Source organism: Variovorax sp. PBL-E5 (genome assembly GCF_901827185.1).
Classification (GTDB): Bacteria; Pseudomonadota; Gammaproteobacteria; order Burkholderiales; family Burkholderiaceae_C; genus Variovorax.
This window is the reverse complement of record NZ_LR594671.1, coordinates 1,373,144-1,393,600: the sequence shown is the minus strand read 5'-3', so window position 1 is coordinate 1,393,600 and position 20,457 is coordinate 1,373,144. Positions and strand designations below refer to the sequence as shown.

Here is a 20,457-nt window from a genome sequence, read left to right as displayed (position 1 = left end):
CAGGAGAAGAAAATGCCCGAGCCTCGCTTCGAGGTCTCCACCCAGTGGCTTCATGTCCACTTCAAGGAGCCCGTCGCTTTCGCCGAAACCTATGGATTTGCGGGCAATCAGGGGGCGGTCAACCTGGAAGGCGTTCTTCTGCGCCCACAAGGCGTGGCCTCGAAGACGCTGATCGTCTTCATGCATCCTGCCTCGACCTTGCAGCTCCTGCCCGTGCCGCGCGAGCTCGCAGCGCTCGGCATGCATGTCCTGTGCGCCGCGAGCCGCTATCCGCGCAACGACAGCGCCCTCATCATGGAGAAAGTCGCGATCGACCTCGGCGCGCACATCCGCCATGCGCGCGAGGTGCTGGGTTACGAGAAGATCGTGCTGGCGGGCTGGAGCGGCGGCGGCTCGCTCTCGCTGTTCTATCAATCGCAGGCCGAGCGGCCCGACATCACGCACACGCCGGCCGGTGATCCGGTGGACCTCGTCGGCGCGGGCCTGATTGCCGCCGATGCGGTGGTCTGCCAGGCAGCACACCTGTCGCGCGCCGTGATGCTGCGCGACATGATCGACCCGTCCGTGCGCAACGAGAACGACCCCGACGACCGCGACATCGAATTCGACCTCTACCACCCGGCCAACCCGAGCAAGCCGCCCTACGCACCGGACTATGTCGCCGAATACCGCCGGCGCCAGCTCGCGCGCATGCGCCGCATCACCGCGCAGGTGAAGCAAACGCTCGACATGCTTCGCCGGCGCGGCTCGGGCGAACTCGAACGCGGCTTCACCACGCATCGCACGCTGGCCGATCCGCGCTACCTCGATGCCGCGCTCGAACCCAATGCGAGGCGGCCGGGCTGGTGCTATCTCGGCAACCCCGAGACTGTTAACTCGGGACCCGTGGGACTGGCCCGCTTCTCCACGCTGCGCTCGTGGCTCTCGCAATGGTCGATCGACGACAGCCGCGTCGACGGCCTCGCCTGTGCCGCCCGGATCTCGGCGCCGCTGCTCGTGATCGAGAACGAAGCCGACGACTGCGTGCCTCAGCCCCACGCGCGCATGCTGTTCGACGCGGCCGGCAGCCGGGACAAGCAGTTTCAGGTGATCCGCGGCGCCACGCACTACTACGCGGGCCAGCCCGAACTGATGCTCGAGGCCGCGATGCTCACGCGCCGCTGGCTCGCCGAACGCGGCCTGCTCTCGTGATTGCAGGCGTCGCCCGTCCCTTTCCATCCGCCCATCTTCCGGAGTGCCCCCCATGAAAAAGAGACAGTTCAACAAGCTTCTGCTGACGGCCGGAGCGCTCGGCCTTGCCGACATCCCGCTCGGACTGACGCGGGCCTACGGGGCCACGCGCGGCGGCACGCTCAACGCCGTGCTGCAGCCCGAGCCTCCCACGCTCAACATCGGCGTGAACCAGCAGACGCCCACGCAGACCGTCGCGGGCAAGATTTTCCTGAGCCTGCTCACTTACGACTTCAAGCTGAAGCCCCTGCCCAGCCTCGCCAAGGCCTGGACCATCTCGCCCGACGGCAAGACCTACACCTTCGCGCTCGAACGCAACGTGAAGTGGCACGACGGCAAGCCGCTCACGGCCGAGGACGTGGTCTACACCGTGACCGAATTCCTGCCCGTGACGCATCCGCGCGCCAAGGCCATCTTCGCGCGCTGCGAATCCGTGACGGCGCCGGATCCCTACACCGTGGTCTTCAGGCTCAAGGAACCGTTCGGTGCCTTCATCGGCGCGTTCGACATCTCCAACCTGCCGGTGATGCCCAAGCACATCTACGCAGGCACCGACGTGCAGAAGAATCCTGCCAATCTCAAGCCCATCGGCAGCGGCCCCTACAAGTTCAAGGAGTGGGTGCGCGGCTCGCACATCCATCTGGTTCGCAACGACGAGTACTTCAAGCCCGGCAAGCCATACCTCGATGCGGTGATCTACCGCATCATTCCCGACGGCGCCTCGCGCGCAGTGGCGCTCGAGGAAGGCCAGGTGCAACTCACGCAATGGACCGACCTCGAACTCTTCGATGCGCAGCGCCTCGCGAAGAACCCCAAGTTCACGATGACGACCAAGGGCTACGAATACTTCGCACCCATCATGTACCTCGAGATGAACGTGCGCAGCGCGCCGCTCAACGACAAGCGCTTTCGCCACGCCATCTCGCACGCGATCGACCGCGAGTTCGTGCGCGACAAGATCCTCTACGGCTTCGGCAAGGTGGCCACGGGGCCGATCAGCTCCAAGACGCGCTTCTACGACGGCAATGTGCCGAGCTTCGATTTCTCGATCGCCAAGGCCACCAAGCTGCTCGACGAGATGGGCCTCAAGGCGGACGACAAGGGCGTGCGCGCGCGCCTTCGGCTGCCGGTCGCGCCCTACGGCGAGATGCCCGCGCGCGCCTGCGAATACATCCGCCAGGCGCTCTCCAAGCTGGGCATCGCCGTGACGCTGGAAACCTCGGACGCCGCGGGCTGGGCCCAGAAGATCGCGAACTGGGACTACGACCTCAATCTCACCTGGCCCTTCCAGTACGGCGACCCGGCGATCGGTGTCACGCGCAACTATGTGAGCTCGAACATCCGCAAGGTGCTGTTCTCGAACACCATCGGCTACTCCAACCCCGAGGTCGACAAGCTCGCAGACCAGGCCGCCGCCGAGATCGACGAGGGCAAGCGGCAGGCGCTCTACAGCCGCATGCAGAAGATCCTGGTGGAGGATTCGCCGATCGCGTGGCTGGTCGAAATGGAATTCCCCACCATTTACGACAAGCGATTGCAGGACCTCGTCACCACGGGCATCGGCATCCACGACAGCTTCGACGGCGTCTACTTCCAGGGATGATCGCCAGGGTGCGGCGCCAGTGCCGCATCCGCTTCGAACGATATGAATCAATCTCCCGCAGCGATCCTGGGTCCGGTTCTGGCCCGCTTCGCGAAGATGGCGGCCGTCATCGTCACGGTGGCCATCTTCAATTTCTTTCTCGTGCATGCGGCGCCCGGCGATCCCGCGCTGGTGATCGCCGGTCAGTCGGGCTCGACCGACGAGGCCTACATGGCGCGCATCCGCGCGGAGTACGGCCTGGACAAGCCGATCGCGGCCCAGCTGGCGAGCTACCTCGGCAAGGTGGCCACGCTCGATCTCGGCTATTCGTACCGCCAGCAGCGTCCGGTCACCGAAGTGATCGGGGAGCGCCTCGGGCCGACGCTGCTGTTGACCGGCACGGCCTTTCTCCTTTCGCTGATCGGCGGCATCGCGCTCGGCAGCCTGGCCGGCGTGCGCGCCGGAAAGCTCTCCGACACGCTGATCACCATCGTCTCGCTGGTGGTCTATGCCACACCGGTGTTCTGGCTCGGGATCATCCTCGTGCTGCTGTTCTCGGTACGCCTCGAGTGGCTGCCCGCCTTCGGCTACCAGACCGTGGGCGCGAGCCTGCACGGCATGGCGCTCTGGCTCGATCGCGCGAAGTACCTCGTGATGCCGGCGACGACGCTCGGCCTGCTCTACCTCGCCATCTACGCGCGGCTCATGCGCGCCTCGATCATCGAGGTGAGCCACCAGGACTTCGTGAAGACCGCGCGCGCCAAGGGCGCGAGCCGGCACCGCGTGCTCTGGCGGCACATGCTGCGCAACGCGATGCTGCCCGTCCTCACGATGGCGGGGGTGCAGGCCGGCACGCTGATCGGCGGCTCGGTGGTGATCGAAACCGTGTTCGCCTGGCCGGGCCTGGGCCGCCTCACCTACGAGGCGGTGCTGCAGCGCGACTACCAGCTGCTGCTGGGCATCTTCCTCGTGATGTCGATCGTCGTTTCCGTCTTCAATCTCGTGACGGACCTTCTCTACCGCGTGGTCGATCCCCGCATCCGCAGCGTCTAGGGACCATGAAGCGCCTCCTTTCCGCATTCATCCGCCGGCCCTCCGGCGTCATCGGGCTCGTGATCCTGGTCACGGTGCTCGGCGCCGCGCTGCTCGCGCCCTGGCTCTATCCGGGCAGTCCGTGGGACACGGTGGCCACGCCCTTCTCGCCGCCGGGCGCCGAAGGCATGCTCATGGGCAGCGACAGCCTCGGTCGCGACGTGGCCGCGGGCATCGTGCACGGCGCGAAGGTGTCGCTGATGATCGGTGTCGCCTCGACCTTCGTGGCGCTCGTCATCGGCGTCCTGGTGGGCGCGATCGCGGGCTACGCCGGCGGCCGCGTCTCCAGCGCGCTCATGGGCTTCACGGAACTCTTCCAGGCAGTGCCGGCCTTCGTGCTCGCGATCCTCTTCGTCGCCATCCTCACGCCTTCGGTCACGACCATCACCGTCGCGATCGCGATCGTGAGCTGGCCGCAGGTGGCGCGGCTCACGCGCGGGGAGTTCCTCTCGATCAAGGAGCGCGAGTACGTGCAGGCCGCCCGCTGCGCGGGCGAGGGGCCGGTCTCGATCGTCTGGCGCCATATCCTGCCCAATGCGCTGTCGCCCATCATCGTCACGGGCTCCCTCTCCATCGCAACCGCGATCCTGATCGAGAGTGCGCTGAGCTTCATGGGCCTGGGCGACCCCAACCTGATCAGCTGGGGCTACATGGTGGGTACGGCGCGCACCATGATCCGGCAGGCCTGGTGGATGAGCTTCTTCCCCGGCATGGCCATCCTGCTGACCGTGCTGGCGATCAATCTGGTCGGCGAAGCCCTCAATGATGTCCTCAATCCCCGCGTGAGCCGCCAATGAGCACTGCCGCCCCCCTTTTGCAGGTGCGCAAGCTGCGCATCGCGCTGCCCCGTTCCGGCGACCGCGCGCTGGCCGTCGACGGCCTCGACTTCGAGCTGCGCGACAACGAGATCGTCTGCCTCGTCGGTGAATCGGGCTCCGGCAAGTCGATGACGGCGCATGCCATCCTGGGCCTGCTGCCGCCGCGCGTGAGCATCGACCCGGCGAGCGAGATCGTTTGCGACGGCACGAATCTCGCTCGCCTGTCCGAGGCCGAAATGCGCCCGTTTCGCGGCAGCCGCATCGGCATGGTGTTCCAGGAGCCGATGAGCGCGCTCAACCCGCTGCAGCGCGTCGGCGCTCAGGTGCGGGAAGCGCTGGTGCTGCATGGCCAGGCGCACGACGAGGCCGCGCTGCGCCAGCGCGTGATCACGATGCTCGCCGCCGTCGGGCTACCCGACCCCGGGCGCACCTACCGCGCCTACCCTTTCGAACTCTCGGGCGGACAGCGCCAGCGCGTCATGATCGCGATGGCACTCATCAACGAGCCGCGCGTGCTGCTCGCCGACGAGCCGACGACGGCGCTCGACGTCACCACGCAAAAGCAGATCCTCGACCTGATCCGCCAGCTGCAGGCCGAACGCCACATGGGCGTGCTCTTCATCACGCACGACATCGGCGTGGTTGCCGACATCGCCGACCGGGTGATCGTGATGCGCCATGGCTGCGCCGTGGAGGCGGGCACGCGCGACGAGGTGCTGCTGCGGCCCCGGCATGCCTACACGCGCGCGCTGATCGATGCGCTGCCGGGCCGCCGGCCTGCCGCGCGCAGCGATGCCGGCACGCGCACGGACGCGCTGTTGCGCATCCGGCAGCTGTCGAAGCGCTTCGCGAGCGGCGGCGGCCTTTTCGCGCCGGCGCGCGAGGTGACGGCCGCGCGCGCGATCGACCTCGATATCTTCGCCGGCGAAACGGTGGCGATCGTCGGCGAGTCGGGTTCAGGCAAGTCCACGCTGGGCCGCATGGTCATGCGGCTCATCGAGCCCGACAGCGGGCAGATCGAGTTCGAAGGGCGCGACATCCTGCGCCTGGCCGGCCGCGAGCTCACGTCATTCCGGCGCCATGTCCAGATGATCTTCCAGGATCCATTCGCCTCCCTCAATCCGCGCATGCGCGCGGGCGAGGCGATCGCGCGCGGTCCGATCCGGCACGGCGAGGCGCCCGCTGCGGCGCGCGCACGGGCGCGCGCACTGCTCGAACGCGTGGGCCTCGGCGCCAGCGCGGCCGATCGCTTTCCGCACGAGTTCTCCGGCGGCCAGCGCCAGCGCATCTCGATCGCGCGTGCGATCGCACTCGAGCCGCGCCTCCTGATTGCCGACGAGGCGGTGTCGGCGCTCGACATGTCGATCCAGTCGCAGATCCTGCAGCTGCTGGCCGAACTCCGGCGCGAATTCCACCTGACGCTGCTGTTCATCACGCACGACCTGCGCGTCGCGGGCGAGATCGCCGACCGCGTGGTGGTGATGCGCCGCGGCGAGGTGGTCGAGGTCGGCACGCCCGACGAGGTGCTGGGCGCGCCCCGGCACGACTACACGCGCCAGCTCGTGGCGGCCGTGGCGGGCGCGGATTTTCTCGGTACGCTCGGCGACGACGCATCGCCGCTGAGGGCCCGCGCATGACCCTCCCGATCGACACCGAGGACGAGATGCGCGAGGAGCTCGCCACGCTCTACCGCCTGATCGCGCATTTCCGCATGACCGACCTGATCGACACGCACATCAGCGCGCGCGTGCCGCACACCGAGCATTTCCTCATCAACGAATACGGCTGCCTCTTTCATGAGATCGGGCCCGACCAGCTCGTGAAGATCGACCGCAACGGCGACATCGTCGACCGCGAGCGCGAGGGCCGCAAGCGCGTCAACCGCGCGGGCTTCGTCATCCACTCGGCCGTGCACATGGCGCGCGGGGACGTGGCCTGCGTGGTGCACACGCACACGGCGGACGGCATCGCGGTGGCGTGCCAGGAAGCCGGGCTGCTGCCGATCTCGCAGCATGCGCTCAGGTTCCATGGTCGGCTGAGCTACCACGACTACGAAGGCATCGCGGTCGACCTCGGCGAGCGGGAACGCCTGATCCGCGACCTCGGCCGCAACGAGGCGATGATCCTGCGCAACCACGGTTTGCTCGCCATCGGGCGATCGGTGGCCGCGGCCTTCGCCAACATTTATTTTCTCGAACGCGCCTGCCAGGTGCAGACCAAGGCACAGGCCGGCTCCGGGCCGCTGCGCATGCCTTCGGCCGAGGTGATGGCGCGCACGGCCGCCCAGTTCGACCCCGACGAGAGCGACTGGCACAGCCAGCTCTTCTGGGCGTCGGCGCGCCGGCTCGTCGTCTGAAGGTGTCAGGCCGGACTGGCGGTGCGCGTGCGGCGGCTCGGCGCGGCGGCTTTCTTCGCGGCCGGCTTGCGCTTCGACCCGGCCGTCACGCGCTTGTCGACGCCGGCCGGCCGGTCGATCGGCATCTGCGCCGGCACCACATCGGGCGCGAGCATGCCGAGCCAGAACGACATCATCTGCGCAAGCAGTTCGCGCGGCTCGAAGTCGTCGCTCGAGAGCGTCCACTCGGCCCAGATGCCCTTGAGGTAAGTGGTGATGGTGCGCGTGACCATGCGGCAATCGGCCTTGCTGCCGTGGTCGCGCGCGACCGCCGTCACCAGCGCGAGCAGTTGCTGCTCGAAGCGCGCATAGATCTCTTCATGCACGCGCTTGACCACCTTGTTGGTGTGCGTGAGTTCGAAGAAGAGAAAGCGGATGCGCACATAGTTGCGATCGAGCAGCGGCGGTTGCAGGCCCGCGTTGATGAAGGCCACGAGCTGGCTCATGGAATCGGGCGGCGTGCGCGCCAGCAATTCCTGGGTCTGCTCCTTGAGGCGCTCGGACATGTTGCGATAGGTGGCGGCGAGCAACTCGTCCTTGCTGTTGAAGTGATGCCGCACCATGCCGAGCGAGAGCCCCGCCTCGCTCGCGATGGTGCGCACGCTGGTTTCGAAAACGCCGCGATCGCACAGGCATCGGAAGGTCGCATCGATGAGCTCCTGCCGCCGCACATCGGGGGCCTTCTTCGAGAAGCTTTTTCGGTCGGGGACGGAGACAACGTCGCTCATTCTTTTCAGGCCTGGGTGTCGAGGGACGATACCCGAAATCCATCGGATCCGGAGATGCGTCTTCATGCGTGCGACCGCATCGCGATCGGCACTGGCTTTTTATAATACGAGTGTATAGAATAACCCGGAATCGATTGCCTGCGTGCGAGCGTTGCGCCGCCCGCATGTCCTCCCCACGATCCGGAGCCCACCGATGACCATCCCCTCCCAGCCCCTGCGCTACGTTCCCCGCGGCGACATCTCCATCAACAAGACCGAGCTTTCCCGGTCGCGACATCTGTCGGGCGACATCTACACCTCGCCCGAAATCTACGCGCGCGAAATGGAGGAATACTTCTTCAAGGAATGGCTCTTCATGGGCCGCGTCGAGCAGTTCGGCAAGCCCGGAGATTTCCAGGCCCGCCGCATCCTCGGCCGCCCGGTGCTGATCGCGCGGAACAAGGCCGGCGACCTGCACGCCTTCCACAACATGTGCCGCCACCGCGGTGTGGAAGTGGCCGATGGCGAGGGCAATGCGCGCTCGTTCAAGTGTCCCTACCACGGCTGGACCTACGACCTCGACGGCCAGCTCGTTGGCGCTGCCTACATGAAGGACACCGAGGGCTTCGATCCCGGCACATGCCGGCTGCCGGGCATCCACCTCGATGTGTGGCGCGGCAACATCTTCATCAATTTCGCCGAGCAGCCCAAGCCCTTCGCCGAGGCCACGGCCGACCTCGAGCGCGACTTCGCGATGCTGCACACCGAGAACGTGCGACTCGCCGACATCGCGCGCATGACGCTGAAGTGCAACTGGAAGTTCTTCCATGAGAACCTCATGGACTACTACCACGTCGGCGTGCTGCATGCGAAGACCTTCGGGCAGCGCTTTTCGTGGACGCCCGAGAACCTCGTCCTCAAGCCCGGCGGCGGCCTCACGATGCGCTACCTCTCATCGCCTTCCACACCGGATGGCGTGAGCCTGTTCGGCAAGGCGCCCTGGCTGGCGCACGAGGAGAACTCCTTCGCCTGCACGGCGTTCTACCCGCCCAACATGACGCTCTTCGGCCGCATCGACATGGTCAAGATCATCACGGCCTGGCCCACCGGACCGGACAGCTGCGAAGTGGCGATCTACATGATGTTCCCCGCCGAGTTCTTCGCGCACGAGAACCTGCAGCAGAAGATCGACGTGTATCGCCAATACCAGAATGCGATCTACGACGAAGACCGCTCGATGATCGAATCGATGCAGCGTGCGATGGCGCTGCCCAACTACGAGCCGGGCCGCCTCTCGGTGATGGAGAAGCCGATCCATCATTTCCTCGGCAGCTATGTCGATCGCATCTTCGGGCCTGCCGAGGCCTGATCGAAGAACACGATGGCTTTCGCACTGCAGGATTCGCCACCGGCCGCGCAGGACCGTCTGCGCACGGCGGTGGTCGAGCGCATCCGCCGCCTCACCGAAGACACGACCGAACTCACGCTGGCCGCAGCCGACCCGCAAGCGGCGCCCATCGAGGCCGGCGCCCATGTGCGCGTCGATTTCGGCGCGGGCCTCGTGCGCTGCTATTCGCTGTGCAATGCCGGCGAGCGCGCAGAGCGCTATGTGATCGCGGTCAAGCGCGAGCCCGGTTCGCGCGGCGGCTCCGCGGCCGCGCACGCGCTCGCGGTGGGCGCGCGCGTGAGGGTGTCGGCGCCGATCAACCGGTTCGAGCCCGATTGGGGCGAATCGCGCCACCTGCTGATCGCAGGCGGCATCGGCATCACGCCCCTCTATGCCATGGCGCAGGCGGCGCTGCATCGCGGGCATGACTTCGTGCTGCACTACTTCGTGCGCGACACCGGGCATGCGGCCTTCCTGGCCGAACTGAACAAGGCGCCCTTCGCAGGGCATCTTCGCTTGCATGCGGGCCTCGATGCCGACGCCGTGCGCGCCCGAGCGGCCGACATCGTGGCCGAGGCCGGCGACAACGAAGGCATCTACGTCTGCGGCCCGGCGCCGCTGATCGAGCTGGTGCGCACGCAGGCCGCGGCGCGCCTGCCTGTGCAACGCATCCACTGGGAAAGCTTCGGCGGCGATGACAGTGCCGCCACAGCCGAGGGCGACGCGCCGTTCGAGATCGCGATCGCCAGCGGTGAAGGCCCCTTCGTCGTGCCGCCGGGCCAGAGCGCGCTCTCGGTGCTCCTGGCGGCCGGCGTCGATGCGCCCTTTTCCTGCCGCGAAGGCGAGTGCGGGATGTGCGTCGTCGACGTGATCGAGGGCATCCCCGACCACCGCGACCGCTTCCTGAGCGACGCCGTGCGCGCGAAGAACGGCTGCATGGCGCTGTGCGTCTCGCGAGCGCGCAGCCCTCGCATCGTCGTCGACCTCTAGGCGGCGCATCGCCCCGCTCGATCATTTCAAGGAACTCCATGTTTTCACATCCCCGTCTGGTGCGTGCCGCCGACAACCTCGTGCGCGAGCAGTTCTGCGTCTCTCCAGGCGAAAGCGTGCTGCTCACGGCCGACTCGAGCGTCGAGCGCGAACTCGTCGACGCGGTCGTGCAGGCCGTGCTGCGGCAAGGGGGCAAGCCGCTGGTCGCGCTGGCGCCTTCGCTGCCGTTCCAGGGCGGGCTCTCCGATCCCTATGTGGGCGATTCGCTCGCGGCCGCGGTGGTGGCTTCCGATGTCTGGCTCGACTTCTGCTTTCCCTACCACGCCGGTTCGCGCATCCACAACGCGGCGATGGAAGCCCGGCGCTGCCGCTACGGACTCATTGCGATCTCGCGCGCGGACAGCCTCGCGCGGCTCTATGGCGGTGTCGAGTTCAGCACCTTGCTCGACTTCAACATCGGCTTCATGGAGTTCGTCTCCGAGCATGCGGGCGAGACTGCGCGCTTCACCTGCGCGGCGGGCACCGACGTGAGCTTCGTGCTCGACAAGGTCAAGCTCAAGCGGCCGCGCAGCATGCGCGCGCCGGGCATGGACACGGTGCCGGGCGCACAGAGCCTGTACCCGACGAAGGATTCGGTGCGCGGCCGCATCGTCATCCAGGCCCTGTTCGACGAGACCTACCGGCGCCTGCGCAAGCCCATCGTCATCGAGGCCGACGGCCACATCACCCGTGTCCATGGCGAGGCACCCGAGGACGCGGCGAGCTTCGAACGCGCGCTGCGCCGCGCGAGCGGCGAGAACACGCTCGGCACCTTCGTTCATTTCACCTACGGCTTCCATCCAGCCGCGCGGCTCACCGGAGACCAGTTCGTCGAGGACATCCGCCTGCCGGGCAGCAATGCCATCGGCATGGGCCTGCCGTGGTGGGAATCCGGCGGCGGCGAGAACCATCCGGACGGCATCGTGCTCGACCAGTCGCTGTGGATCGGCGAGCTGCAGATCGTGGACCAGGGCCGCTTCGTCGGACCCGCGCCGCTGCGCGCGCTGCACGACGCGATGCTGCGCCGCCTCGATTGAAGAACCGACTCATCCGCTCAGAAAGGAGCCCTGATCCATGGCTGTCCGAAGCATTCTCAAGATGGGCAACCCGGCGCTGACCGTCGTCTCCGAGCCGGTGGCCGACCCTTCGTCACCCGGGATCCGCGCGTTGATCGACGACATGCGCGAGACGCTCGATTCGGTCGCCGGCATCGGCCTTGCCGCGCCGCAGATCGGCACGCCGCTGCGCGTGGTGCTCTACGCCCTGCCGGCCTCGCGCATCCCCGCGCATGCGCGCACGCAGCCGGTGCCGTGGACGCCGCTGATCAACCCGGTGATCACGCCGCTCACCGACAGGACCGTGAATCTCTGGGAGCGCTGCCTCTCGCTGCCGGGACTCTACGCCCGGGTGCCGCGCCATCCGCACATCATGATCCGCTGGCAGTCGCTCGACGGCCAATGGAACGAGCGCGAGTGTCGCGGCTACCACGCCACGCTGCTGGCGCACGAGTGCGACCATCTCGACGGTGTTCTCTATCCCGCGCGGATGCCCGATGCGAGTGCGCTCGCATTCGCCTCCGAGGTGTGCGGGCCGCGGGGCGTCTACACCTACTCGGCTGCCGAATTCGACGGCGACGACGCGTCGTGAGCGCGGCTCTGCGAGGCGTGGCTGCGCGAAGCCGAAGCGCAAGGGGTATCGCCTGAGCGCCGGGCTCGCACGACGACCGATGCGATGAACTGCCGCACCGTGCTCGCGCTCGTCAGCCAGCGCCACGATCTTTCGGCTTTCAAGCCCATGATCGAAGATGCCGATCCCGGGCTCGACGTCGTGGTCTGGCCCGATCCGCGCTGCCACGACGCCGAGATCATTGCGGGATGGGAAGTCCCGCCAGGGCTCTGCGCCAGGATGCCTCGCCTGCGGCTCGTGCACAGCATCGCGGCGGGTGTGGACAACGTCATTGCGGGCCAGGCGCTGCACGCAATCCCGGTGTGCCGCGTCGTCGATCCGCTGCTCGCCGAAGGCATGCTGCAGTACGTACTCTGGGCCGTGCTTTATTTTCATCGCCGCTTCGACGAGGCACTCCGAAGCGGGGCGCGCCACGCCTGGACTCGGCCAGTGCAGACGCCGGCGGCCCAGTGCCGCGTCGGCCTGATGGGGCTGGGCGAAATGGCGAGCCGCGTCGCGACGATCCTGCCGTCGCTCGGCTACACGGTGAACGGCTGGGTGCGCACGCCGCGCGAATTCCAGGGAGTGAATGTGTTCAGCGGGGAAGCCGGGCTTCTGCCATTCCTCAGGGCCACCGACGTGCTCGTCTGCCTGCTGCCGCTCACCGGGGCCACACGCGGCATCCTCTCGCACACGACCCTGGATGCGCTGCCTCGAGGCGCGGCGCTGGTGCATTGCGGCCGCGGCGAACATCTCGTGGAGCGCGACCTCATCGAAGCGATCGCGCGGGGGCCATTGCGCGGCGCGGTGATCGACGTGTTCGAACAGGAGCCTTTGCACACGGACAGCCCGCTCTGGTCGACGCCCGGCGTGCTGATCACGCCGCACATGGCGACCATGGCTCGGCCCGAGACGGTGGTCGCACAGGTCGTGGAGAACGCCGCCCGATTGCGGCGCGGCGAAGCCCTCGTGCGCAGAGTCGATCTCGAACTCGGCTATTGAGGCCAGCGTAGCGCTTCGGCCATCGAACTTCCCGTTCGGCGCTCTCTTTCCTCGCGCGCGGAGCACGAAGCGCGCGAGCCGGCGGACATCCCAGGGGCCTTTCTTCAAGTGCCGGGCGTACCTGCGGCCATCTCCGGGCTGTAACCTGGCGGCCGCTGCGAGACGATCAGGACCTTGGCGCTGCCGCTGGCGCCAGCCACATAGGCATGGGGCACCGAACTGTCGAACAGTGCGCTCGCGCCAGCCTTCATGACGCGCGGCGCGTGACCCTGCATGTGCAGCAGCAGCGTGCCCGACAGCACATAGCAGAACTCCTCGCCGGGATGCGCCGCGAGCCCGCCGACTTCGTCGAGATCGCCCGTGCGCACCTCCACCAGGAGCGGCAGCTGGCGCGCCGCGTCGCTGGAGTGCAGGATCCGCGCACTGGATTGCCGGATCTCGGTGGACTGGCCTTCGCCCGGATCGGCGAAGCTCAGGAGGCGTTCGCCGGACGGCAGCGGCTGCGCGCCCAGCAGGCCGGCCCAGTCGGTGCCCAGGCCCACCATCACGCGTGCCAGCACCCCGAAGGTCGGCGACATCTTGTTGTTCTCGATGCGCGACAGCGTGGCCGCCGGCAGGCCGCTGACCTCGCTCAGCCGCACCAGCGACATGCCCCTCTCCTCACGCACGGCACGCACGCGCGCGCCCAGTTGCTGGGTCATGGACTGGTCGATTTCGGCGCGGCGCCAGCCCTTTGCCGCAGGCTCGGCGGGTGGAGGCACGGCGGCACGCCGCAGTTTGGAGGCCGGGGCGCGTCGGGCGGGCAGCGGTTTGGATGTGGGCATGGAGTCATCTTTGCCGGCCTCGACATGGCGGCCGCCTTTTCTGTGGTCGGCGCCGTGGTCGGTGAGTTCGTCGGCGCCCAGGCCGGCCTGGGTGTGCTCATCCTGCAGCGCGAGGCGCAGCTCGACACGGCGGGCAGCTTCGCTGTCTTCGTGGTGCTCTCGGTGCTGGGCATTGCACTCACCGCCGCATTGCGTGCCGTGCGCAACCGCGTGCTCGGCTGGATGCCGCTCGAAGAATCCCACAAGACGGTGAGCGCCTGACAACGCGCACCGGCTCCGCTTCCATCCCACACGCCTGAAAGGTCGACCATGATCAACCGAAGAGACTTCAGCCTGGCCGCCGGTGCACTCGGCCTTGTTGCGATGTCGAGCTACGTGAATGCACAGGGCAAGCGCGTGTTTCGCGCGGCCAACCCCAATGCCGTGCTCGACGCTCAGCAGGCCTTTGCGACCTGTGGCCGCCACCCCCGGCTCGGCTACTTCGCGGCCGAAGGGGTGGATCTGGAATACGTGAACATGAGCAGCATCGTGCAAGCCATGTTGTCCATCGCCACCAACCAGGCCGACACCGGCTCGCTGGCGCCCGCCCTGTTCCTGCCGGCCGTGGCCAAGGAACCGGGCCTGGGCCTGATCGCGGCCTACAAGTGGCTGCCGCGCAATGCGAACGTGGTGATCGTCAACGCCGACAGCCCGATCAAGACCGTGCGCGACACCGTGGGCAAACGCATCGGCATCCGCAACCAGGGCGACGGCGGCGTGACGCAGCTTCAGCTGATGTACGGCGAGCTCGGCCTGCCGACCGGTGATATCAATTTCGTGCCGGTGGGCGACGTGGGTGTGGCCGCGACCGCGCTGAAGGACAACAAGGTCGATGCCTACGTCACCTTCGACACGGTCGGCGGGCGCATGGAGGCGCTGGGCTTTCCGGTGCGCTACCTCGCGTTGCCGCCCCAGTACGCGCGGCTGGGCGCCGGCTGGTTCGGCTTTCGCAAGAAGGACATCCAGGACAACCGCCAGCAGGTGGCGGCCTTCTGCCGGGCGATGGCCAAATCGACGCTGTTCGCGTACACCAACCTCGGCCAGGCGCTGAACATCCACTGGGAGCTGTACCCCGATTCGAAGCCCGCAGGCAAGTCGCTCGACGAGAGCCGCAAGGAGATCGAGATCATCCTGAGCCAGCGCAGGAACAACTGGATTCGTTGGCCCGACGATCCCGACCAGCGCTGGGGCGCATCCACCGCCGCCGAGTGGAAAGCGCTGATCGACATCACGGCCACGAGCACGAACAACCCGCAGCTCGCGCAGCAGATCGGCGACGTGGGCAACGTCTTCACCAACGAGCTGGTGACCGACATCAACGATTTCGACAAGGCCGCGGTCATCAGGCAGGCACGCGAGTTCAAGCTTTGAGCCAGCCACCGCGCTACGGCCCTGCCGGCTGGGAGCACTGGCCCGACTTTCCGGTGCACAGCATGCAGCTGGCTCGCACGCTGGGCATGGCGCAGCAGGGCGCGGCAACCCTCAGCGAATGCATGCTGGCAGCGTCGCGGATCGTGCCGGACGATCCCGTGAGCTGGCACCGCGAATGGGCCACGCTGGCGCGGGCCAGCCGGACGCGCGCGGACGCGGCCGAGCGCGTGGGCGCCCTGGCGACGGCCCGCGCCAACCTGCTGCGCGCCGCGTCCTATTGGCGCGCCTCCGAGCAGTTCCTGCCGCCTCCGGATGGCGTGCGGCACGACAGTTTCCAGCGCGGCATCGAGTGCTCGCGCGACTGGCTGCGCCTGTCCTCGCCGCCGGGCGAAGCGCTCGCTATCACGGCCGCCGATGGCAGCGTCGTCGATGCCTATTGGCTGCGGCCTGCCGCGTGCAGCGAGCGGGCCCCGGCCGTCATCTGCTTCGGTGGCCTGGATGCGCACAAGGACGAGATGCTGCCCAGGGTGTGGCCCCAGGCCAGCGAGCGCGGCATCGCCGTCCTGCTGGTCGACCTGCCCGGACAGGGCGAGACGCTGCGGCTGCGCGGCTCACCCAGCCGGGCCGACATCGAGGTGCCGGTCGCGGCCTGCGTGGACGCCCTGCTGCGCCGCCCCGAAGTCGATGCGAATCGCATCGGCCTGTATGGCGCCAGCCTGGGCGGCGTCTATGCCGCGCGCGCGGCGGCGCGAGAGCCGCGCCTGCGCGCCGTGGTATCCGACAGCTGCATCTTCGACCTGCAGGACCACCTGCGGCAACGCCTGGCGGTCGACGGCGGCAGCGGCTGGGACTACCTGTTGTGGGTGTTCGCTTGCGCCACGCCGCAACAGGCCATCGACAAGGCCGGGAACCTGCGCATGGCCGGGTTCGCAGGCGAGATCGCGTGCCCCTGGTTCATCGTTCAGGGCGAACACGACTTCCTGGGCGTGCAGACGGCGCGCGATGCCTTCGACTTCGCACGCGCCGCGGGAGTGGCTGTGGAGTTCAAGGTGATCCGCGGCGAAGAGACCGGCGCCGCTCACTGTCAGGCGGACAACCCGACACCGGGGCAGGAAATGATCTGGGATTGGTTCAAGCACACGCTGTGAGGCCTCGATCCGCCATGGGATCGTTCTGGAGCGCAGCATGAGGAGGGCATCACGGCGTCAACTCGATCACTGCATCCCGACTGGCTTCCTGAGGATTGGCGACGTCCTGCGCGCCACCGCATTGAGCCGGCCGACACTCTATCGCCGCATGGCTGCCGGCAGGTTTTCCTTGCCAGTTCACTGGGTGAAACCCGCTGATACCAACACGCCATGCCAACAGAAATCCGAGATGCCAAGAAAACAGCTGAGACCGCTTGGACAAGAAAAAACCCCGAAACAAAAATACCAACAGATGCTCCTTGTGCAGAAACCTCTCGTTGCGACTCGTTCGCGATTGCATGGCATTGGCGTCGGCGTGTCCGCGATAGGCCCGCGCGCTGGCATGGCGTCTGGCAGTTGTTTCCGGGATGAACGCCGCTGTCGGGTTCAGCGAGAAAATTGGATCGCAAGTGAAGGAAGGGACGCGGTATGGCGGGCAATCTCCTCGTTCTCCCGCGCGGGCAGAACGAGCACCGCGCAATGCGAGCCGATGTCATGCAACGGATTGCGCGCCGAGCGGTTTCGTTCGGCGTCGAGGCCGACACCGGCCCAGGACAGGCCCGCGCAGATGGCCGCCCGCGTCTCGGCATCGTTCTCGCCGATGCCGCCGGTGAAGACGAGCAGGTCGACACCCTCCATGGCCGTGGCCATCGCGGCCACCTGTTTGCGTACCGAATAGCAGAACATCTCGACCGCCAACCGCGCCTGCGCATTCGAGGCCGCGGCTTCGCGCAGCCTCCGCATGTCGCCGCTCACGCCCGATATGCCGAGCAGACCGGCGCGCTCGTTGACCAGCGCTTCGAGTTGCGCGGCATCGAGCTTCTTCTCGCGCATCAGATAGACCAGCACGCCCGGGTCGAGATCGCCAGTGCGCGTGCTCATGACGACGCCGCCCGTGGGCGTCAGTCCCATGCTGGTGTCGACCGAGTGTCCGTCCCTGACCGCGGTCACGCTCGCGCCATGGCCCAGATGGGCGATCACCGTGCGCTGCGGCAGATCCCCGCCCAGTTGACGCACGATCGACTCGCAGGACAGTCCGTGGAAGCCGTAGCGCTCGATGCCCTGCGCGCGCAGTTCGCTCGGGACCGGCAGCACGCGCGCGAGTTCCGGCAGATCGGCATGGAAGCTGGTGTCGAAGCAGGCCACCTGCGGCAGGCCCGGAAACTGCGCCATGGCATGGCGTACCAGCGACAACGCGACCGGCACATGCAGCGGCGCGAAGGCGGCGGCGGCCTCGAGCTGATGCATCACCGCAGCGTCGATCAGGCAGTGCCGGCGCAACGCCGGACCGCCGTGCACGATGCGGTGCCCGACGGCTTCCGGTGCCGGAATGTCGATGGCGGCGAGCAGGCGGCCGATGCGCTCGATCGCTGCCTGCTGATTCGCAATGGCCGCCGTCTCGCTGACCAGCGTCCGGCGCTTCGCATCGTGCGCGCTGAGCTTGCCTTGCGCTTCGCCGATCATCTCGGCCTCGCCAGCGACCAGCATGTCGACAGCGGCGGGACCGGCGCGGTAGATGCCGAACTTGAGCGACGAGGAGCCGCTGTTCAATGCGAGGACGATCATGCCCACGCAGTCCAGCGCCAGTCCCTGACTTCGGGCATGTCCTCTCCATGCTCGCTCACGTGGAGCTTGTGGCGCTCCATCGTCGTCCAGTAGCGCGCGGTCGCCTCTTCCACCTGGTCGCGAAGCCGCGGGATCCGCCGGATGGCGTCGAGCGCGAGGTGATAGCGATCGAGATCGTTCAGCACCACCATGTCGAAGGGCGTGGTGGTGGTTCCTTCTTCCTTGTAGCCGCGCACGTGGATGTTGGGATGATTGCGCCGCCGGTAGACCAGCTTGTGGATCAGCGCCGGATAGCCGTGGAAGGCGAAGATCACCGGCCGGTCGCGGGTGAAGAGCTCGTCGAAGTCTTCGTCCTCGAGGCCATGCGGATGTTCCGAAGCCGGTTGCAGGACCATCAGGTCGACCACGTTGACGACGCGGATGCGGATGTCCGGCACGTAGGTGCGCAGGAGCGTCACTGCGGCCAATGTCTCCAGGGTCGGCACGTCGCCGGCACAGGCCATGACCACGTCCGGATCGCTTCGACCATCGTCGTTGCCGGCCCAGTGCCAGATGCCGGCGCCGGCGGTGCAGTGGCGTATCGCCGCATCGAGAGACAGCCACTGCCATTCGGGCTGCTTGCCGGCGACGATCACGTTGATGTAGTTCCGGCTTCGCAGGCAATGATCCGCCACCGACAGCAGGCAGTTGGCGTCGGGCGGCAGGTAGATGCGCACGACGTCGGCCTTCTTGTTGGCGACATGGTCGATGAAGCCCGGATCCTGGTGCGAGAAACCGTTGTGGTCCTGGCGCCAGACATGCGAGGTGAGCAGGTAGTTCAGCGACGCGATCGGCTTGCGCCACGGAATCTGCCGCGTCACCTTGAGCCACTTGGCATGCTGGTTGAGCATCGAGTCGACGATATGGACGAAGGCCTCGTAGCACGAGAACAGGCCGTGGCGGCCGGTGAGCAGATAGCCTTCGAGCCAGCCTTCGCACAGGTGTTCGCTCAGCACTTCCATCACGCGGCCGTCGGCGGCGAGGTCGGTGTCGACCTCTTCGACGGCGGCCATCCATGCCTTGCCGGCGACTTCGTAGACCGCCTCCAGCCGGTTGGACGCCGTCTCGTCGGGACCGAAGAGGCGAAAGTTGGCCTTGTCGAGGTTGAGCTTCATCACGTCGCGCAGGAATTTGCCGAGCACGCGCGTCGCCTCTGCGCGCAGGGTACCGGGCTCGGTCACCGCGACCGCGTGGTCGTGGAAGTGCGGCATCGCCAGTGGCTGCAGCAAGGCGCCGCCATTGGCATGCGGATTGGAGCCCATGCGGCGATGGCCGGTCGGCGCCAGCGAGGCGAACTCCTCGCGGAATTTTCCGTTGTCGTCGAACAGCTCGCGCGGCCGGTAGCTCTGCATCCAGTCCTCGAGCTGTTTGAGGTGTTCGGGCTGGCTGCAATCGGCGAGCGGCACCTGGTGCGCGCGCCAGGTGCCTTCGACCGGTTTGCCGTCGACGAACTTGGGACCGGTCCAGCCCTTGGGCGTGCGCAGCACGATCATCGGCCAACGCGGTCGTTGCGGCCTCTTCGCGCCATCGGCCGAGCGGGCTTCGCGCTGCACATGCCGGATCTGCGCGAGCGCCGTGTCGAGCGCGGCGGCGAGCGATTGATGCACGAGCGCCGGATCGTCCCCCTCGACGAAATGCGGCTCATGGCCGTAGCCGCGCATCAGCGCCGTCAGCTCCTCGCGCGTGATGCGTGCCAGCAGCGTCGGATTGGCGATCTTGAAGCCGTTGAGATGCAGGATCGGCAGCACCGCCCCGTCGCGCGCGGGATTGAGGAACTTGTTGGAATGCCAGCTCGCCGCCAGCGCGCCGGTCTCGGCCTCGCCGTCGCCGATGACGCAGGCGACGATCAGGTCCGGGTTGTCGAAGGCCGCGCCGTAGGCATGGGCGAGCGAATAGCCCAGTTCGCCGCCTTCATGGATGGAGCCGGGCGTTTCGGGTGACACATGGCTGGGAATGCCATAGGGCCATGAGAACTGCCGGAAGAGCCGCTGCAGCCCGTTGCGGTCGCGCTCGATCGCAGGATAGTGTTCGGTGTACGACCCTTCCAGGTAGCTGTTCGCCACGATGCCGGGGCCGCCATGGCCCGGGCCGATGACGTACATCATGTCGAGATCGTTCTCCTTGATCAGCCGGTTGAGATGGACGTAGAGCAGATTGAGTCCCGGCGTCGTGCCCCAGTGTCCGAGCAGGCGTGGCTTCACGTGCTCCAGCTTCAGCGGCGTTTCGAGCAGCGGGTTGTCCTGCAGGTAGATCTGGCCGACCGAGAGGTAGTTGGCCGCGCGCCAGTAGGCGTCCATCCTGCGCAGGAGATCGGGGGAGAGGGGAGCAGACATGATGGCTTTCATTGCGTCGTTCGAACTCGCTCGTCAGGCATCCGCGCCAGGCTCAGCGAGGTCACGCGCTGAACCCTCCCGAGGACACCTCGAGACCCGGATGGTGCATCAATTCGGTCCCGGCATGGGCCCTCTTGCCGGCACGGCGTCGAGAGCGCTCCACGGCATACGTCGCAGCTCCATGCCGGCGC

Annotated in this window: 18 protein-coding genes; 14 read left to right on the top strand and 4 right to left on the bottom strand. The window is 67.3% G+C overall.

Annotated elements, in window-relative coordinates:
* The first annotated feature begins 12 nt into the window (after positions 1-12).
* From WDLP6_RS06825 to WDLP6_RS06800, 6 genes are read left to right on the top strand one after another with little or no spacing between them, the layout of a single operon-like run.
* Positions 13-1,191 (top strand): alpha/beta hydrolase family protein, encoded by a 1,179-nt coding sequence (locus WDLP6_RS06825; protein WP_162591724.1) that lies wholly within the window; start codon positions 13-15, stop codon positions 1,189-1,191.
* Between the two features lie 52 nt (positions 1,192-1,243).
* The gene (locus WDLP6_RS06820; protein ID WP_162591723.1) at positions 1,244-2,833 is read left to right on the top strand and encodes an ABC transporter substrate-binding protein; all 1,590 of its coding nucleotides are present in this window, start codon (positions 1,244-1,246) and stop codon (positions 2,831-2,833) included.
* A 42-nt stretch (positions 2,834-2,875) separates the two neighbouring features.
* Positions 2,876-3,865, top strand: a complete 990-nt coding sequence (locus WDLP6_RS06815) for an ABC transporter permease (RefSeq protein WP_162566323.1) — start codon at positions 2,876-2,878, stop codon at positions 3,863-3,865.
* A 5-nt stretch (positions 3,866-3,870) separates the two neighbouring features.
* Positions 3,871-4,701, top strand: coding sequence for an ABC transporter permease (locus WDLP6_RS06810; protein ID WP_162566322.1), 831 nt, complete (start codon positions 3,871-3,873; stop codon positions 4,699-4,701).
* Positions 4,698-6,359, top strand: a complete 1,662-nt coding sequence (locus WDLP6_RS06805) for a dipeptide ABC transporter ATP-binding protein (protein ID WP_162591722.1) — start codon at positions 4,698-4,700, stop codon at positions 6,357-6,359. The genes WDLP6_RS06810 and WDLP6_RS06805 overlap by 4 nt, the downstream gene beginning before the upstream one ends.
* The gene (locus WDLP6_RS06800) at positions 6,356-7,078 is read left to right on the top strand and encodes a class II aldolase/adducin family protein (RefSeq protein WP_162591721.1); all 723 of its coding nucleotides are present in this window, start codon (positions 6,356-6,358) and stop codon (positions 7,076-7,078) included. Before WDLP6_RS06805 ends, WDLP6_RS06800 begins: the two co-directional genes overlap by 4 nt.
* A gap of 5 nt (positions 7,079-7,083) precedes the next feature.
* Here WDLP6_RS06800 and WDLP6_RS06795 read toward each other — a convergent pair whose 3' ends face one another.
* A complete protein-coding gene (locus WDLP6_RS06795; RefSeq protein WP_162566319.1) occupies positions 7,084-7,845 on the bottom strand; it encodes a TetR/AcrR family transcriptional regulator in 762 nt (253 codons plus the stop codon).
* Positions 7,846-8,038: 193 nt separating this feature from the next.
* On the opposite strand from WDLP6_RS06795, the gene WDLP6_RS06790 reads away from it, so the two are divergent.
* From WDLP6_RS06790 to WDLP6_RS06770, 5 genes are all read left to right on the top strand, one after another.
* Positions 8,039-9,193 carry an aromatic ring-hydroxylating oxygenase subunit alpha gene (locus tag WDLP6_RS06790; protein ID WP_162591720.1) on the top strand — a complete coding sequence of 385 codons (1,155 nt, stop codon included), beginning with the start codon at positions 8,039-8,041 and terminating at the stop codon, positions 9,191-9,193.
* Positions 9,194-9,205: 12 nt separating this feature from the next.
* Complete coding sequence (locus tag WDLP6_RS06785) at positions 9,206-10,201, top strand: PDR/VanB family oxidoreductase (protein WP_162591719.1); 996 nt, start codon at positions 9,206-9,208, stop codon at positions 10,199-10,201.
* Between the two features lie 38 nt (positions 10,202-10,239).
* Complete coding sequence (locus WDLP6_RS06780; RefSeq protein ID WP_162591718.1) at positions 10,240-11,277, top strand: hypothetical protein; 1,038 nt, start codon at positions 10,240-10,242, stop codon at positions 11,275-11,277.
* Positions 11,278-11,314: 37 nt separating this feature from the next.
* A complete protein-coding gene (locus tag WDLP6_RS06775; RefSeq protein ID WP_162591717.1) occupies positions 11,315-11,887 on the top strand; it encodes a peptide deformylase in 573 nt (190 codons plus the stop codon).
* Between the two features lie 84 nt (positions 11,888-11,971).
* Complete coding sequence (locus WDLP6_RS06770) at positions 11,972-12,907, top strand: 2-hydroxyacid dehydrogenase (protein WP_162591716.1); 936 nt, start codon at positions 11,972-11,974, stop codon at positions 12,905-12,907.
* A gap of 104 nt (positions 12,908-13,011) precedes the next feature.
* Here the strand turns inward: WDLP6_RS06770 and WDLP6_RS06765 are convergent, their stop codons facing one another.
* Positions 13,012-13,731 (bottom strand): helix-turn-helix domain-containing protein, encoded by a 720-nt coding sequence (locus tag WDLP6_RS06765; RefSeq protein ID WP_162591715.1) that lies wholly within the window; start codon positions 13,729-13,731, stop codon positions 13,012-13,014.
* Positions 13,732-13,755: 24 nt separating this feature from the next.
* Between WDLP6_RS06765 and WDLP6_RS06760 the strand changes: the two genes are divergently transcribed.
* Genes WDLP6_RS06760 through WDLP6_RS06750 form a run of 3 tightly spaced genes read left to right on the top strand, consistent with a single transcriptional unit; the run spans position 13,756 to position 16,289 of the window.
* Positions 13,756-13,992, top strand: coding sequence for a hypothetical protein (locus tag WDLP6_RS06760; RefSeq protein ID WP_162591714.1), 237 nt, complete (start codon positions 13,756-13,758; stop codon positions 13,990-13,992).
* Positions 13,993-14,040: 48 nt separating this feature from the next.
* Positions 14,041-15,141: an ABC transporter substrate-binding protein gene (locus tag WDLP6_RS06755; RefSeq protein WP_162591713.1), complete on the top strand. Its 1,101-nt coding sequence runs from the start codon at positions 14,041-14,043 to the stop codon at positions 15,139-15,141.
* Positions 15,138-16,289 carry an alpha/beta hydrolase family protein gene (locus tag WDLP6_RS06750; RefSeq protein ID WP_162591712.1) on the top strand — a complete coding sequence of 384 codons (1,152 nt, stop codon included), beginning with the start codon at positions 15,138-15,140 and terminating at the stop codon, positions 16,287-16,289. Before WDLP6_RS06755 ends, WDLP6_RS06750 begins: the two co-directional genes overlap by 4 nt.
* A gap of 426 nt (positions 16,290-16,715) precedes the next feature.
* Here WDLP6_RS06750 and WDLP6_RS06745 read toward each other — a convergent pair whose 3' ends face one another.
* Both WDLP6_RS06745 and WDLP6_RS06740 read right to left on the bottom strand, forming a co-directional pair.
* Positions 16,716-17,894, bottom strand: a complete 1,179-nt coding sequence (locus WDLP6_RS06745) for an acetate/propionate family kinase (RefSeq protein WP_162591711.1) — start codon at positions 17,892-17,894, stop codon at positions 16,716-16,718.
* Positions 17,891-20,266 carry a phosphoketolase family protein gene (locus WDLP6_RS06740; RefSeq protein WP_162591710.1) on the bottom strand — a complete coding sequence of 792 codons (2,376 nt, stop codon included), beginning with the start codon at positions 20,264-20,266 and terminating at the stop codon, positions 17,891-17,893. The genes WDLP6_RS06745 and WDLP6_RS06740 overlap by 4 nt, the downstream gene beginning before the upstream one ends.
* Positions 20,267-20,457 lie beyond the last annotated feature (191 nt).

What these genes read in the sequence shown, in the direction of transcription:
- WDLP6_RS06825 (WP_162591724.1), top strand. Translation starts at nt 13, where the DNA reads ATGCCCGAGCCTCGCTTCGAGGTCTCCACCCAGTGGCTTCATGTCCAC.
- WDLP6_RS06820 (WP_162591723.1), top strand. Translation starts at nt 1,244, where the DNA reads ATGAAAAAGAGACAGTTCAACAAGCTTCTGCTGACGGCCGGAGCGCTC.
- WDLP6_RS06815 (WP_162566323.1), top strand. Translation starts at nt 2,876, where the DNA reads ATGAATCAATCTCCCGCAGCGATCCTGGGTCCGGTTCTGGCCCGCTTC.
- WDLP6_RS06810 (WP_162566322.1), top strand. Translation starts at nt 3,871, where the DNA reads ATGAAGCGCCTCCTTTCCGCATTCATCCGCCGGCCCTCCGGCGTCATC.
- WDLP6_RS06805 (WP_162591722.1), top strand. Translation starts at nt 4,698, where the DNA reads ATGAGCACTGCCGCCCCCCTTTTGCAGGTGCGCAAGCTGCGCATCGCG.
- WDLP6_RS06800 (WP_162591721.1), top strand. Translation starts at nt 6,356, where the DNA reads ATGACCCTCCCGATCGACACCGAGGACGAGATGCGCGAGGAGCTCGCC.
- WDLP6_RS06795 (WP_162566319.1), bottom strand. Translation starts at nt 7,845, where the DNA reads ATGAGCGACGTTGTCTCCGTCCCCGACCGAAAAAGCTTCTCGAAGAAG.
- WDLP6_RS06790 (WP_162591720.1), top strand. Translation starts at nt 8,039, where the DNA reads ATGACCATCCCCTCCCAGCCCCTGCGCTACGTTCCCCGCGGCGACATC.
- WDLP6_RS06785 (WP_162591719.1), top strand. Translation starts at nt 9,206, where the DNA reads ATGGCTTTCGCACTGCAGGATTCGCCACCGGCCGCGCAGGACCGTCTG.
- WDLP6_RS06780 (WP_162591718.1), top strand. Translation starts at nt 10,240, where the DNA reads ATGTTTTCACATCCCCGTCTGGTGCGTGCCGCCGACAACCTCGTGCGC.
- WDLP6_RS06775 (WP_162591717.1), top strand. Translation starts at nt 11,315, where the DNA reads ATGGCTGTCCGAAGCATTCTCAAGATGGGCAACCCGGCGCTGACCGTC.
- WDLP6_RS06770 (WP_162591716.1), top strand. Translation starts at nt 11,972, where the DNA reads ATGAACTGCCGCACCGTGCTCGCGCTCGTCAGCCAGCGCCACGATCTT.
- WDLP6_RS06765 (WP_162591715.1), bottom strand. Translation starts at nt 13,731, where the DNA reads ATGCCCACATCCAAACCGCTGCCCGCCCGACGCGCCCCGGCCTCCAAA.
- WDLP6_RS06760 (WP_162591714.1), top strand. Translation starts at nt 13,756, where the DNA reads ATGGCGGCCGCCTTTTCTGTGGTCGGCGCCGTGGTCGGTGAGTTCGTC.
- WDLP6_RS06755 (WP_162591713.1), top strand. Translation starts at nt 14,041, where the DNA reads ATGATCAACCGAAGAGACTTCAGCCTGGCCGCCGGTGCACTCGGCCTT.
- WDLP6_RS06745 (WP_162591711.1), bottom strand. Translation starts at nt 17,894, where the DNA reads ATGATCGTCCTCGCATTGAACAGCGGCTCCTCGTCGCTCAAGTTCGGC.
- WDLP6_RS06740 (WP_162591710.1), bottom strand. Translation starts at nt 20,266, where the DNA reads ATGTCTGCTCCCCTCTCCCCCGATCTCCTGCGCAGGATGGACGCCTAC.